Annotated in this window: 13 protein-coding genes; 8 read left to right on the top strand and 5 right to left on the bottom strand. The window is 72.3% G+C overall.

Annotation, left to right across the window (positions count from 1 at the left end):
- Positions 1-87 precede the first annotated feature (87 nt).
- Both AC3RJ7_RS13905 and AC3RJ7_RS13900 read right to left on the bottom strand, forming a co-directional pair.
- On the bottom strand, positions 88-858 hold the full coding sequence (locus tag AC3RJ7_RS13905) for a glutamine amidotransferase-related protein (RefSeq protein WP_491456448.1): 771 nt from the start codon (positions 856-858) through the stop codon (positions 88-90).
- Positions 855-1,817, bottom strand: coding sequence for a cation diffusion facilitator family transporter (locus AC3RJ7_RS13900; RefSeq protein WP_491456447.1), 963 nt, complete (start codon positions 1,815-1,817; stop codon positions 855-857). The genes AC3RJ7_RS13905 and AC3RJ7_RS13900 overlap by 4 nt, the downstream gene beginning before the upstream one ends.
- A 58-nt stretch (positions 1,818-1,875) precedes the next feature.
- Between AC3RJ7_RS13900 and proC the strand changes: the two genes are divergently transcribed.
- The 5 genes from proC (at position 1,876) to AC3RJ7_RS13875 (ending at position 5,997) form a co-directional block, all read left to right on the top strand.
- Positions 1,876-2,724: a pyrroline-5-carboxylate reductase gene (proC, locus tag AC3RJ7_RS13895; RefSeq protein WP_491456446.1), complete on the top strand. Its 849-nt coding sequence runs from the start codon at positions 1,876-1,878 to the stop codon at positions 2,722-2,724.
- Positions 2,721-4,091: a beta-N-acetylhexosaminidase gene (locus AC3RJ7_RS13890; protein WP_491456445.1), complete on the top strand. Its 1,371-nt coding sequence runs from the start codon at positions 2,721-2,723 to the stop codon at positions 4,089-4,091. Before proC ends, AC3RJ7_RS13890 begins: the two co-directional genes overlap by 4 nt.
- Positions 4,092-4,325: 234 nt before the next feature.
- Complete coding sequence (locus tag AC3RJ7_RS13885; RefSeq protein WP_491456444.1) at positions 4,326-4,715, top strand: YciI family protein; 390 nt, start codon at positions 4,326-4,328, stop codon at positions 4,713-4,715.
- On the top strand, positions 4,712-5,449 hold the full coding sequence (locus tag AC3RJ7_RS13880; protein ID WP_491456443.1) for a sigma factor-like helix-turn-helix DNA-binding protein: 738 nt from the start codon (positions 4,712-4,714) through the stop codon (positions 5,447-5,449). The genes AC3RJ7_RS13885 and AC3RJ7_RS13880 overlap by 4 nt, the downstream gene beginning before the upstream one ends.
- Positions 5,401-5,997 carry a DUF6596 domain-containing protein gene (locus AC3RJ7_RS13875; RefSeq protein ID WP_491456442.1) on the top strand — a complete coding sequence of 199 codons (597 nt, stop codon included), beginning with the start codon at positions 5,401-5,403 and terminating at the stop codon, positions 5,995-5,997. Before AC3RJ7_RS13880 ends, AC3RJ7_RS13875 begins: the two co-directional genes overlap by 49 nt.
- A 124-nt stretch (positions 5,998-6,121) precedes the next feature.
- Here the strand turns inward: AC3RJ7_RS13875 and AC3RJ7_RS13870 are convergent, their stop codons facing one another.
- Positions 6,122-6,361, bottom strand: a complete 240-nt coding sequence (locus AC3RJ7_RS13870) for a hypothetical protein (RefSeq protein WP_491456441.1) — start codon at positions 6,359-6,361, stop codon at positions 6,122-6,124.
- A 139-nt stretch (positions 6,362-6,500) separates the two neighbouring features.
- Here AC3RJ7_RS13870 and AC3RJ7_RS13865 point away from each other — a divergent pair, with 139 nt between their 5' ends.
- Positions 6,501-8,081 (top strand): SDR family oxidoreductase, encoded by a 1,581-nt coding sequence (locus AC3RJ7_RS13865; RefSeq protein ID WP_491456440.1) that lies wholly within the window; start codon positions 6,501-6,503, stop codon positions 8,079-8,081.
- 32 nt (positions 8,082-8,113) lie between these two features.
- On the opposite strand, the gene rlmC is transcribed toward AC3RJ7_RS13865, so the two are convergent.
- Positions 8,114-9,262: a 23S rRNA (uracil(747)-C(5))-methyltransferase RlmC gene (gene rlmC / locus AC3RJ7_RS13860; protein ID WP_491456439.1), complete on the bottom strand. Its 1,149-nt coding sequence runs from the start codon at positions 9,260-9,262 to the stop codon at positions 8,114-8,116.
- Between the two features lie 208 nt (positions 9,263-9,470).
- On the opposite strand from rlmC, the gene AC3RJ7_RS13855 reads away from it, so the two are divergent.
- On the top strand, positions 9,471-11,381 hold the full coding sequence (locus AC3RJ7_RS13855; RefSeq protein WP_491456438.1) for an NAD(P)-binding protein: 1,911 nt from the start codon (positions 9,471-9,473) through the stop codon (positions 11,379-11,381).
- A gap of 47 nt (positions 11,382-11,428) precedes the next feature.
- Here the strand turns inward: AC3RJ7_RS13855 and AC3RJ7_RS13850 are convergent, their stop codons facing one another.
- Positions 11,429-12,109 (bottom strand): flavin reductase family protein, encoded by a 681-nt coding sequence (locus AC3RJ7_RS13850; protein WP_491456437.1) that lies wholly within the window; start codon positions 12,107-12,109, stop codon positions 11,429-11,431.
- A gap of 138 nt (positions 12,110-12,247) precedes the next feature.
- Here AC3RJ7_RS13850 and AC3RJ7_RS13845 point away from each other — a divergent pair, with 138 nt between their 5' ends.
- Positions 12,248-12,808 (top strand): DUF402 domain-containing protein, encoded by a 561-nt coding sequence (locus AC3RJ7_RS13845; protein ID WP_491456436.1) that lies wholly within the window; start codon positions 12,248-12,250, stop codon positions 12,806-12,808.
- The last annotated feature ends 30 nt before the right edge of the window (positions 12,809-12,838 follow it).

Genomic DNA, 12,838 nt, shown 5'->3' with positions numbered 1-12,838 from the left:
GGGTCGCTGCTCAGGACGATTTCGCGAGAAACGTCCTGAGCAGCGCACTTCTTCCTGAAACGGCGGGGTGCCGACGGCGGGTCGGACTCACCGGTCGCCGGGAGTCGCCGTTCGGGGTCGCACGGTCGCCGCGCGGGCGTCGAGCCCCGCGAGGTACTCGCCGAAGAGCCGGGCGGATGCCTCCTGCGCGCGCCGTCCGTGCTCGGCATGCCCGGCGCGCAGTTCGTCGCGGCTCGTGCCGTGCTCGGGCAGCTCGTCGCCCCACGCCTCGAGCCACTCGTCGTGGATGGCGTCGTCGACCTCGGGGTGGAACTGCACCGCGAGCAGCCAGTCGCCCTTCGCGAAGGCCTGGTTCTCGTACTGCGGCGACGAGGCGAGATGCACGATGCCGGGGTCGTCGGGCAGCGAGAACGTGTCGCCGTGCCACTGCACGGTCGGCACGCCCGCGAAGTGCCGGAGCGGCGACGCGGCGCCCGCTGCGGTCGGCTCGACCTCGAGCCAGCCGACCTCCTTGCGGTCGCCCTTGTACGAACGGCCGCCGACCGACTCGGCCAGCAGTTGCGCGCCGAGGCACACGCCGAACACCGGCGCCTCGACCGCGATGCGTTCGCGCAGCAGCGCGAGCTCGTCGGCGAGGTACGGGTAGCGGTCGGTCTCGTAGACCGCCTCGTCGCCGCCGAGCACGACGACCAGGTCGGCGGCGAGCGGGTCGAGCCCCGAGACATCCGCCCTCGGGGTGTCGACCGTGACGACCTCGTAGCCGTTCGCCTCGAGGACCGGGCCGAGGTTGCCGAGGCCGATCGCCGAGTCGTGGCGGAGGACCAGCGCGGTCCGCGCGGCCCGCGGCGCTTCCGTCACTCGAGGCCCTTGATGACGATCGCGTCGGTCGGCGGCGTCGACTGGTTCGGGTCGACGTAGACGTCGGGCTCGACGTAGATGACGCGGGCGGCGGGCACGGCGTGCCGGATGCGCTGCTCGATGACGTTCGTCGCGGCGGCCACCTCGAGCAGCTTCTGGTCGGAGGCGAAGCCGAGCTTCGCGGCGACGAGCAGTTCGTCGGGCCCGAGGTAGAGGGTCTTCATGTGGATGATCCGCTCGGCCTCGGGGCCGGCCAGGATCGCCTGCTCGATCTTCTGCACGTCGTCGTCGCCGGCGCCCTCGCCGACGAGCAGCGACTTCGTCTCGATGCCGAGCACGATCGCGACCACGACGAGCAGCGTGCCGATCATGAGCGTGCCGATCGCGTCGAACAGGGGGTTGTGCGTGATCGCGGTGAGGCCGACGCCGAAGAGCGCGAACACGAGGCCGATGAGGGCGGCGATGTCCTCGAGCAGCACGACGGGCAGCTCGGGCGCCTTCGCACGACGCACGAACTGCACCCAGCTCTGCGTGCCGCGCACGTGGTTCGACTCCTTCACCGCGGTGCGCAGCGAGAACGACTCGAGCACGATCGCGATGACGAGCACCGCGATCGGCACCCAGATGTTCTCGAGCTCGTGCGGGTGCTGCAGCTTGTCGATGCCCTCGTAGATCGAGAACACGCCGCCGACCGCGAACAGGATGATCGACACGATGAACGCGTACACGTAGCGTTCGCGGCCGTAGCCGAACGGGTGCTCCTTGTCGGCCGCCTTGCGCGCCTTGCGGCCGCCGAAGATGAGCAGCACCTGGTTGCCCGAGTCGGCGAACGAGTGCACCGCCTCGGCGAGCATCGAGGCCGAGCCCGAGACCGCCCACGCGATGAGCTTCGTGATCGCGATGCCCAGGTTCGCGAGGAACGCCGCGATGATCGCCTTCGTACCGCCGGATGCACTCATGGCGTCAATCCTACGGACGCTCGAGATCGGCCGCGTTCACGAAACCTAGGATGGTCGCATGAGTGCCGACGCCGTCGTGAAGCTGCCCGTCATCGCCTTCCTCGGGGCCGGATCGATGTCGGGGGCCATCCTCTCGGGCCTCCTCCGGCCGGGCGTCGAGGCCGAGGGCATCCGGGCGACGAACCGCACCGCGGCGAAGGCGGCGGCGCTGGCCGGGCTGCCCGGCGTGACCAGCTACTCCACCGACGAGGATGCCTCGGCGAACCGCCGCGCGGTCGCCGGTGCGAAGGTCGTGGTCGTCGGGGTGAAGCCGGCCATGGTGCCCGACCTGCTGCGCGAGGTCGCCGACGCGCTCGAGCCCGGCACGGTCGTGGTGTCGGTCGCCGCCGGGGTCACGGTCGCGACGTTCGAGTCGCTGCTGCCCGACTCGGTGAGCGTCATCCGCACGATGCCGAACACACCGGCCGTCGTCGGGCGCGCGGTCACGGGCGTCTCGCCGGGGACGCGCTCGAGCGACGACGACCTCGCGCTCGCGGTCGCCCTCTTCGAGACCGTCGGCGAGGTGCTCGTCGTGCCCGAGGCGCAGCTCGACGCGCTCTCGACGATCTCGGGCTCGGGGCCCGCGTACGTCTTCTACCTCATCGAGCAGCTCACGGCCACGGCGATCGACAAGGGCTTCACGCCCGAGCAGGCCGCGGTCATGGTGCAGGGCACGTTCCGGGGTGCGAGCGAGCTGCTCGCGGACTCCGGGGAGGAGCCGGCCGAACTGCGCCGCCGCGTGACGAGCCCGAAGGGCACGACCGAGCGCGCCGTCGCCGTGCTCGAGGAGGCGCAGCTCAAGCAGACCTTCGACCGCGCGACCGACGCCGCGCTCGCCCGTGCGCGCGAGCTGGCGGCGGGCGCGTGACCGCTCCGAGTCGGTCGAGTAGCGGAGCGTATCGAGACCACGACGGCGAAGGTCTCGATACGGCGCTCCGCGCCTACTCGACCGACTCCACGGCGTCAGGCCTGCGCTTCGACGGCACCCCCCGCTTCGCGTGGCGCGGCGTCATGCTCGACGTCGCACGGCGCTTCCGTCCGGTCGCAGAGATCGAGCGGTTCATCGACCTGCTCGCGGCGCACCGCATCAACGTGCTGCAGCTGCACCTCACCGACGACCAGGGCTGGCGATTCGAGGTGCGCGCCTACCCGCGGCTCACCGAGGTCGGCGGCCGGCGCTCGCAGACGCAGCTCGGCCACGGGCCGCGCTCGACCCTCGACGGGGTCCAGCACGAGGGCTGGTACACCCAGGACGAGCTGCGCGGGCTCGTGCGATTCGCGGCGGGCCGAGGCATCCGCATCGTGCCGGAGGTCGATGTGCCCGGGCACGCGCAGGCGATCCTCGCCGCGTATCCCGAGTTCGGGGTCGGCGGCGCCGACGCGGTGCGCGAGCGCGTCGCCGAGCCGTGGCCGCGGTTCGGCATCAGCGACGAGGTGCTGAACGTCGAGGAGTCGACGCTCGAGTTCATCGGCACGGTGTTCGACGAAATGTGCGAGGTGTTCGACTCGGAGTTCATCGGCCTCGGCGGCGACGAGGTGCGCAAGGACCGGTGGCGCGCCGACCCGCGCACGCGGGAGCTGATGGCCGAACGCGGGCTCGCCTCCGAGGAGGAGCTGCAGTCGTGGTTCCTCGCGCGCATCGCCGATCGCCTGCGCGGCCACGGCCGCCGCGTCGTCGGCTGGGACGAGATGCTCGAGGGCCGCGATCCCGCACCCGACGCGGTCGTCGCCTCGTGGCGCGGGCCGGTCGGCGCCGAGCTCGGCGCGCGGCTGGGGCACGACGTCGTCCTGTGCCCCGACCTCTGGACCTACTTCGACTACCGGCAGTCCGACCGCGACGACGAGCCGATCCCGGTCGGCACCGTGCTCTCGCTCGAGGACGTGGGCACCTTCGACCCGGTCCCAGCCGACGCGTCGTCGTGGTTCGCCGACCGTGTCGTCGGCGTGCAGGCGAACGTCTGGTGCGAGCACCTCGACGGTCGCGACCGGCTCGACTACGCGGTGTTCCCGCGGCTCGGCGCGTTCGCCGAGGTCGCGTGGAACGGCGGTCCCGTCGACCCCGACGACTTCGCCCGGCGCCTGCCCGACTACCTCGCCTGGCTCGACGGCCGCGGCGTCGCCTACCGGCCGCTCGCGGGCCCGCGCCCCGACCAGCAGCGGCCGGGCGTGCCCGGCGTGCCGCGCGACCGGGCCGACCGGCTCGCCGAGCTCGCACGGCTCACGGCGAACCTCTGATCCTTCGCACCCGAGCGGCAGGCTCCCCGCCGACGTCGGAGCAACGAACGGGCAATGGTGGTCCGATGCCGGGTGCGCGGCGGGCAACCATTGCCCGTTCGATGTCGATGCACGGGCTGCGCTGCGCAACCGGCGGATGTTTTTATGCCCGATGTCGATTTCGAGCGGCCGAGTTCGTCACCATGGTGTGACGAACGTCGTCACGGGCCCGCGAGGGCAGACGAAGGAGACGCCATGACCGACACGTACATGTACCTCATCCACGAGCCCGACTGGGACTCGGACGCGTTCCTCAACACCGGCGGCGGAGTGCCGGGCGGCGAGCCCGAGGCGAACTTCCCGGCCCACAAGGCGTTCCAGGAGGCCGTCGTGAAGCTCGGCGCCCGCCTCGTGGGCGGGGCCGCGCTGCAGAATGCGCGGCACGGCGGCCGGGTCACCCCCGGCGCCGGCGACCGGGTGCTCGACGACGCCGTCTACTCCGACGGGCCCTATCCCGACACGACCGAGGTCGTCTCGGGCTACTACCTCGTCGAGACCGACGACGAGCAGGTCGCGCGGCGGATCGCGGCGCTCGTGCCGACGGGCGGGCACATCGAGTGGCGCAAGGTGTTCCCCACCTCGTGAGCGAGTCGGTCGCCGGCCTCGGCGAGGACTTCGTCGACGCCTGGCCGCGGATCGTGCGCGCCCTCGCCGCCTACACCGGCAGCGTGGACGACGCGCAGGAGTACGCGGCCGAGGCCGTCGCGCGGGCCGTCGCCCGAGCCGGCGACGGCCCGCCCCTCGGCTCGCTCGCCGCCTGGTGCATCACCGTCGGCAAGCGCGCGTGGCTCGACGACCGCCGGCGTGCGGCGACCGAGCAGCGCCACGCCGAGCGGGTCGCCGCCGACCTCGCGATGCTGCAGGGCGACGAGGATGCCTCGGCCGAGGCATCCCGGCTCGACGACCTGCCCGTCGGCGGCGCGCTCGACGACCGCCTCGCCCTGCTCTTCGTCGCGTGCGACCCGGCACTCACCGAGCAGGCGCGGCTCGTGCTCGCGCTGCGGCTCGTGTGCGGGCTCGACGTGCCGCGCATCGCGGCGCATCTCGGCGTGCAGCCGTCGGCGGCGGCCGCCCGGCTGACCCGTGCGAAGCGAGCGCTCGCCGAGGCGCGCGGGCGGTTCCACGTGCCCGAGGCGCCCGAGCGGCGGGTGCGGCTGCCCGTCGTGCTCGCGAGCGTGGCCGGCATGTTCACGCGCATCGCGACGTGCTCGATCCGCAGACGCCGTTCGACGACCTCGGCAGGCAGGCGCTTTCGATCGCCGACGCGCTCGTGGCCGAGTACCCCGACGACGCCGAGGTGCGCGGGCTCCGGGCGGTGATCCGGTTGGGGCTCGCCCGCCCGCCGGGGCGGCTCGACGCGGCGGGGGCGGCCGTGCCGCTCGACGAGGTCGACCGACTCCGGTGGGACCGACGGCTCATCGAGGCCGGTCTCGACGATGCCGCCGCGGCCGCCGAGCGCGGTGACGGGCGCTTCGTGCTCGAGGCGGCGATCGCCGGGCTGCACAGCACGGCACCGAGCTTCGCCGACACCGACTGGGACCGGGTCGTCGGCTTCTACCGCGCGCTCGAGCGGGTCTGGGGTGCCCCGTCGGTGACGGTCGCCCGGCTGTCGGCCGAGCTGCATCGGGCCCTCCTCGCACCGCCGTCGGGGGAGCGCACGGCCCTGCTGCGGCGGGTGTCGAGCGAACTGCGCGCGCTCGCCGAGGGCTCGGCGCCGTACGCGGCGGTCGATGCGAGGCTCGCGCTCGCCGACCTCGACTGGCGCACCGGTCGGCGGGCCGAGGCGTCGGCGCAGTACGCCGAGCTCGCCGAACTCGTGCCGACCGAACCCGTGCGGCGGTTCTGCCTGGCGCGGGCGACCGGCTGAGCCGAGCTGCATCGCACTCGTCACGAGGAGCCCGCCTCCGAGACGCACGTCGGCCGGGGAGCGACCATCGCTCCCCGGCCGATGAGGCGCGGTCGGGCGCCCAGCGCCCTCGACCGCCCGGGCCTCAGCCCGCGTGCTTCGCGTCGTGCCCGCGCCGGGCGTGGGCCACGGCACGCACGAGCTTCACCACGAGGTATGTGGCGGCACCGAGCGCGAGGGCGGCAGCTCCGGAGAGCAGCCCCGCACTCGTCGCCGACGACGTCGAGCCGGCCTCGAGCTCGTTCAGGTAACCGAACGTGAATCCGATTGCGAACACCCACACCGCGATGATGACGGTCGTGGGGATGATTCCGATCCTTCGCATGTCACCTCCTTTCGCGTGACCTTCCAGTATAGCCGACGCGGAATGAAACGCCTGAACAGGGGTGGATTCGCGGGAGGGGCTTGCTGCGTCGACGGCTTCGCGGGAGGCTGAAGGGCTTGCTCCGGGAGGTGGTCGGGGAATGAGCGTGGACGCCCTGACGGCACCGACCGGGCGCGAGCCCGCACTGCGGTCGCGCCTGCGCGGCGACGGCACCGCGGAGCGGGCGCTGGTCCTCGGCTCGACGGGCTACCTCGGCGGGCGGCTCGTGCCGCGACTGCTCGCGGCGGGCTACCGCGTGCGCGTCCTCGTGCGCAGCCCCGAGCGGTTGGCGGCGTTCGCGTGGGGCTCCGACGTGGACGTGGTCGTCGGCGACGCCCGCGACGTCGACGTCGTCGGTCGTGCGACGCAGGACGTCGATGTCGTCTGGTACCTCATCCACTCGATGACGAGCGGCCGACGATTCGCGGACCTCGATCGCAGGGTGGCGCTCGTCGCATCCCGGGCGGCACGTGAGGCGAACGTCCGCCGCATCGTGTACCTGGGCGGCCTGCATCCGCCGGAGGCGGAACTCTCCGACCACCTGCGTTCCCGCGTGGAGGTCGGAGAGGTCCTGCTCGGATCGGGAGTGCCGACCGTGGCCCTGCAGGCGGGGGTCGTGATCGGGTCGGGGTCGGCATCCTTCGAGATGATCCGCCATCTCACCGAGGTGCTGCCGTACATGCCCGCGCCCCGATGGGTGAGGAACTTCATCCAGCCCATCGCGGTCCGCGACGTGCTCTACTACCTCCTCGCCGCCGCGCACCTCCCGGCCGCGGTGAACCGGGCGCTCGACATCGGCGGCCCGGATGTCTGGCGATACGGCCAGATGATGAACGGGTATGCGATCGAAGCGGGCCTGCCCCAGCGCGGGATCGCCGCGCTCCCGGTCCTCACGCCGAGCCTCGCGTCGCACTGGGTCAATCTCGTGACCCCGATACCTCGTGCGCTGGCCCGGCCGCTGGTCGAGTCGCTGCAGAACAACTGCGTCATGCAGAACCACGACATCGACGGGTTCATCCCGCCGCCGCCGGGCGGGCTCACGCCGTACCGCGAGGCGGTGTCGCTGGCGCTCGGCCGCGTCGAGCACGACGAGGTCGAGACCAGCTGGCTCGATGCCAAGGTGCCCGAGGCGCCCAGCGACCCGTTGCCGAGCGACCCCGACTGGGCGGGTCGCACCGTGTTCACCGACGATCGCTCGCGCGACACGTCGGCGAGCGTTTCCGCGTTGTGGTCGGTGATCGCCGGCATCGGCGGCGAGAACGGGTGGTACTCGACGCCGATCCTCTGGTCGCTCAGGGGCTGGGCCGACCGTCTGGTCGGCGGTGTCGGCCTCGCGCGCGGGCGCCGCAGCAGAACGCGGGTCGCGGTCGGGGATGCGATCGACTTCTGGCGGGTCGAGGCTTGCGAGGAGGAACGCCTGCTCAGGCTCCGCGCCGAGATGAAACTGCCGGGCAGTGCGTGGCTGGAGCTGCGATGCGAGCCCAGCGACAGCGGTTCCCGGTACATCCAGCGGGCCGTGTACTTCCCCAGGGGTCTGACCGGACGCCTCTACTGGTGGGCGATCCTCCCGTTCCACGGCATCATCTTCGCCGGCATGCAGAACCTGATCGTCGCGATCGCGGAGGGCAGGGACCGGGCGTCGACGCCGAGTTCGCGAGGCGGCGACCCGACGCCGAGGTGAGTCGGCCGCCGCTCGAGGCCTGCGGCATCGGATCAGCGGCGCTCGAGCAGCACCATCACCTCGAAGTGCGTCGTCTGCGGGAACATGTCGAACACGCGGGCCTTCACCGGTCGCAGCGACGGCATGGCCGCGAGGTCCTTCGCGAGCGAGGCGGCGTTGCAGCTCGAGTACAGCACGTGCGAGACGGGGGATGCCTCGAGCCAGCGTGCGAGCTCGGCGCCGATGCCGCGCCGGGGCGGGTTGACGATGACGAGATCGGGGGTGTCGGCGGGCCGCGCGCGCAGCGCGAAGTCGGTCGCGTCGCCGGCGGCGAACGCGAGGCGCGAGAGCGCGGCGTCCGTTCGGCTCAGCTCGGCGCTCGCGACCGCCTCGACGCTCGTCTCGATGCCGGTGACCGCCGGGCCCGCGCTCGCCTCGCCGCCCGCGCCCGCGATGTGCAGGGCGAAGCCGCCCACCCCCGAGTAGAGGTCCCACGCGGAGTCGGGGGCGAGGTCGCGGATCCAGCTGCGCGCCTCGGCGTACAGCGCGGCCGCGATCTCGGTGTTCGTCTGGAAGAAGCTCTGCGGCCGCAGGTGCATCGTCACGTCATTGAGCCGCATCGGCAGGGTCTCGGCCTCGGTGAGCACGATCTCGTGGTCGCCCTCGAGCACGGCCTTGTGCTCGGGCAGGACGTTCGCGGTCACGACCCGCGCGTTCGGCAGCTCGGCGAGGAGGTTCGGCAGGTGCTTCCGGATCCGGGCGACCGGCTCGGTCGAGCGCAGCACGAATCGCACCATGAGCTCGCCGTCGGGCGACTCGGTGACGATGAGATGCTTGAGCTCGCCCGAGCGACGGCGTACGTCGTACGGAGTGATCCGGGCGAGGGTGATGAACCGGGCGAGCGTGGGGAAGGCGGCCCGGTGACCGTCCGAGCAGATGCCGCACGCCTGCAGGTCGACCCCGTACCCGTCGGCGTCGAGGATGCCGATGGTCGGGGCATCCACGGTGCCGCCGACGACCATCTTCGCCTTGTTGCGGTACGCGTTCTCGCGGCTTGCGACCGGGGCCTCCCATCGGCCGACGGCGAACGGTGCGAGGAGCGCTTCGGCGTGCGCCTGCTTGTCGGCGAGCTGCGCCTCGTACGGTCGACCCATGAGCGCGCACGAGGTGCAGCGCCCGGCGTCGAAGTACGAACAGTCCACGGGTTCAATCCTCCCACCCGGGTCGGGTGACGGGTGCGGAATCCGTCGGATCGAGGTCGAATCGCAGTCGAGATCAGCTGACTTCGCAGATTGTTCAACGAAATCCTTGACCCCTGTCGAACGCGCTCGTTAGCCTGCGGGCACGCGGGGCCGCGAGTCCCGCGAGCATCAGACGACGCAGACGAAGTGGACGACGAAGGGGTCTGACATGGCGAAGCACGGAGACGAAGAACTCGGGATGTCGGCGGGCATCAGCCGGCGCGACCTGCTCAACGGCATGGCCGTCGTGGCGGGGGCGGCGGCGCTCACCGCCGTGCCGGGCGGGGCGGCGCACGCCCAGGCCGGCGGAGGCCACGTGGCGGCGAGCCGCCCGCGGCAGACGGGCCTCGTCGGGCAGACCGACTCGGCGCGCCAGGCCGGCCACGGCGCGACGTTCGGCGGGGCCTCGTTCGGCACGCCCAAGCCGACCGGCGAGGCCTACGACCTCGTGGTCGTCGGCGGCGGGGTGAGCGGTCTCGCGGCCGCGCACTTCTACCGCAAGCGCTTCGGTGCCGAGGCACGCATCCTCGTCATCGAAGCGCTCGCCGACTTCGGCGGCCACCAGCACCGCAACGAGTTCTCGGTGCGCGGACGAACGCTGCTCAGCAACGGCGGCATGGTCAACCTCGACAGCCCCGACACCTGGAACGCACCGTCGCTCGAGCTCATGGACGACCTCGGCATCGACTTCGCCGAGCTCGCCGAGGGCGTCGACACCGGGCTCTACGGCTCGATGGGCCTCACGAACGGGTACTTCTTCCCCGAGGAGTCGTTCGGCGCCGACACCTTCCTGCGACGGGCGCCGGGGGAGTCGACCGCGTCGCTCGTGTCGCGCCTGCCCCTGTCCCAGCAGGCCCGCGACGACATCATGCGCATCGAGACGTTCGCCGACGACGTGCTGCCGGGCCTCAGCGACGCCGAGAAGAAGCAGGCGCTCGCGCGCATGACCTATCGCGAGTACCTGCAGAACCTCGTCGGCGTGGGCGACGAGGCGCTCGTCTATTACCAGAAGCGCCCGCACGGCCTGTGGGGCGCGGGCATCGAGGCCGTGCCCGCGGGCGACTGCTGGGGCGTCGGCTATCCGGGGTTCGCAGGCCTCGGGCTGAGCCCCGAGCCGTACCCGGGCATCGGCCGCACGCCCGCGATGTCGCTCACGACCACCGACGAGGAGCTCTACTACTTCCCCGACGGCGGGGCCACGGTGTCGCGCCTGCTCGTCTCGCGGCTCATCCCGCAGGCGTTCGGCGGGGTGCAGACCCAGGAGAGCATCATCGGCGCATCGGCGAACTACGCCCTCCTCGACCACCCGAAGTCGCCCGTGCGGATCAGGCTCAACAGCATGGCGACGGCGGTACGGCACCGCAGCGGCACGAGCGGGCCCATCGACGTCGACTACGTGAACGGCGGCAGAGCGTACCGGGTCGAGGCGAAGCACGTCGTCATGGCCTGCTGGAACGCCGTTTCGTCGTACATCGTCGACGGGCTGCCCGCCGACCAGGTCGAGGCGATGCGCTACGGCGTGAAGGTGCCGCTCGTCTACGCGCGCGTCGCCGTGAAGAACTGGACGGCGTTCGCGAACGCGGGCGTCTCCCGCGTGACGCCGTACGGCCACTTCTGGGACAGCCTCGGCCTCGCCACCCCGACCGATCAGGGCGGCTACCGGTCGGCGCGCGACCCCGAGGAGCCGATCGTCGTCTCGCTGTCGAAGACGCCGAACCTGCCCGGCGAGCGCATCACGCGCGAGCAGCACAAGGCGGGTCGCCGCGAGCTGTTGCAGGTGACGTTCGCGGACTTCGAGCGAGACATCCGCGATCTCATGCAGCGCTCGCTCGGCGACTTCGGCTTCGAGGCGAAGCGCGACATCGCCGCGATCACCGTGAACCGCTGGTCGCACGGCTACGCGTACGAGTACAACTCGATCGCCGACCCCGCGATCTTCGAGCCGCTCGAGCAGCAGCCGTTCCAGGCGGCGCGGCGCCGGCACGGCAACATCACGATCGCGAACTCCGACGCCCAGGCGTTCGGCTACACGCACGCCGCCGTCGACGAGGCGAGCCGCGCGGTCGCCGAGCTGAGCTGACGGATGCCGCGGGGCGGCCCGGCCGGCGTGCGACATCGCCGGCCGGGTCAGCCGCGGTACCACTCCTCGTCGATGCTCGCGAGCCGCGACGGCATGGCCTCGTCGCCGGTGCCGAAGAAGCGCTGGAAGTTCATGATGAGCGGCCGCCAGCGTTCGGGGTCGATGCGGTTCGCGTGGCCGGCCAGCCGCAGCGACTCGACCACGTGCACGCGCGTGATGCCGAGCTCGACCGCGAGCAGGCTCGCCTCGGCCGGCGACACGGCGCCGCCCATCGGGTGGATCGCGACGACCCGGCCCTCGAGGTGCACCGGGAACTCGGCCACCCTCGGCGGGGCGACCGTCTCGGACGCGATCGGCCGCACGCCCGCCGCGGCGAACTTGTCGCGCACGTGCCGGTAACCCGCGGCCGCCTTGCGCTCGGATACCGGGTCGCGACCGGTCGTGAGGGCGAGCCGGTCGACCGCGTCGACGTGGTCGACCGACGGCAGGTTGATGACGGCCTCGCCGTTCGCCAGCAGGTTGCGGCCGGTCTGGCTGCGAGCCCCGACGCCGAGCATCGCGGTCTGCCCGAGCCACCACACCGACGAGTTCGGCGCGAGGTTCGGATGCCCCTCCTCGTCGACGGTCGAGAGCAGCGACACCTGGCTGCCGAAATAGAGGATGGCGGGCGAGATCGCCGTGTGCCGGGTGCGGTGCGCGTGCGCGTCGAGCGAGGTGAGGGTTCCCATGGGCCGCCTTCCTGGTGGGATTCCAGCCTCGCCGTGCGCGCGCCCGGTGTCCGGCGAGTTCCGGACATGGCATCGGCGTGCGCGGACCGGCCTTGCGTAGCGGGGCGGCGCCGGTGCGGTGCGGGCTACGGTGGGCGGGTGAGCACTCCGGGACCGACCGACCGCCCGACGACCTCCGGCACGCCCGTGCGCGTGCGCGGCACGAAGTACGACGGCAGCCCGCACTGGGCGTTCGACGGCGTCTGGCTCGGCGCCGACGAGCACGGCGACTGGATCGGCTTCCCCGTCGGCACGACCTTCGCCCGCCCGGGCGCCGAGTTCGTCGCCGACTGGCCGTCGCTCGCGCTCGTCGCTCCGGCCGGCTGGATACCGGCGTTCAATCTCGGGCACCCGCGCGGCCTCGCGACGTACGTCGACCTCGCGACGGTGCCCGATTGGCGGGCGGATGCCTCGGGCTTCACGGTCTCGTACGTCGACCTCGATCTCGACGTGGTCGCCCGCGACGGCGAGGACGCCTTCATCGACGACGAGGACGAGTTCGCCGACCACGCCATCCGGTTCGGGTATCCGCTGGAGCTCGTCGAACGGGTGCGCGCCGACGCCGATGCGGTGCTCGCCGCGGTGCGTCGGCGCGAGCCCCCGTTCGACGGCTCGACGGCCGTCGCGTGGTTCGAGCGCCTCGCCGCGGCGGCTGGCTGAGGGGCGCCGACGTGCGACGGTGACGAACCG

It is taken from the genome of Agromyces solani, from assembly GCF_058349925.1.
This window is presented reverse-complemented; position numbering and strand designations above follow the sequence as displayed.

Excerpts from the sequence above, each read along its gene's own strand:
- AC3RJ7_RS13865 (WP_491456440.1), top strand. The coding sequence starts at position 6,501 with ATGAGCGTGGACGCCCTGACGGCACCGACCGGGCGCGAGCCCGCACTG.
- proC (WP_491456446.1), top strand. The coding sequence starts at position 1,876 with ATGAGTGCCGACGCCGTCGTGAAGCTGCCCGTCATCGCCTTCCTCGGG.
- AC3RJ7_RS13855 (WP_491456438.1), top strand. The coding sequence starts at position 9,471 with ATGGCGAAGCACGGAGACGAAGAACTCGGGATGTCGGCGGGCATCAGC.
- AC3RJ7_RS13885 (WP_491456444.1), top strand. The coding sequence starts at position 4,326 with ATGACCGACACGTACATGTACCTCATCCACGAGCCCGACTGGGACTCG.
- AC3RJ7_RS13900 (WP_491456447.1), bottom strand. The coding sequence starts at position 1,817 with ATGAGTGCATCCGGCGGTACGAAGGCGATCATCGCGGCGTTCCTCGCG.
- AC3RJ7_RS13850 (WP_491456437.1), bottom strand. The coding sequence starts at position 12,109 with ATGGGAACCCTCACCTCGCTCGACGCGCACGCGCACCGCACCCGGCAC.
- AC3RJ7_RS13870 (WP_491456441.1), bottom strand. The coding sequence starts at position 6,361 with ATGCGAAGGATCGGAATCATCCCCACGACCGTCATCATCGCGGTGTGG.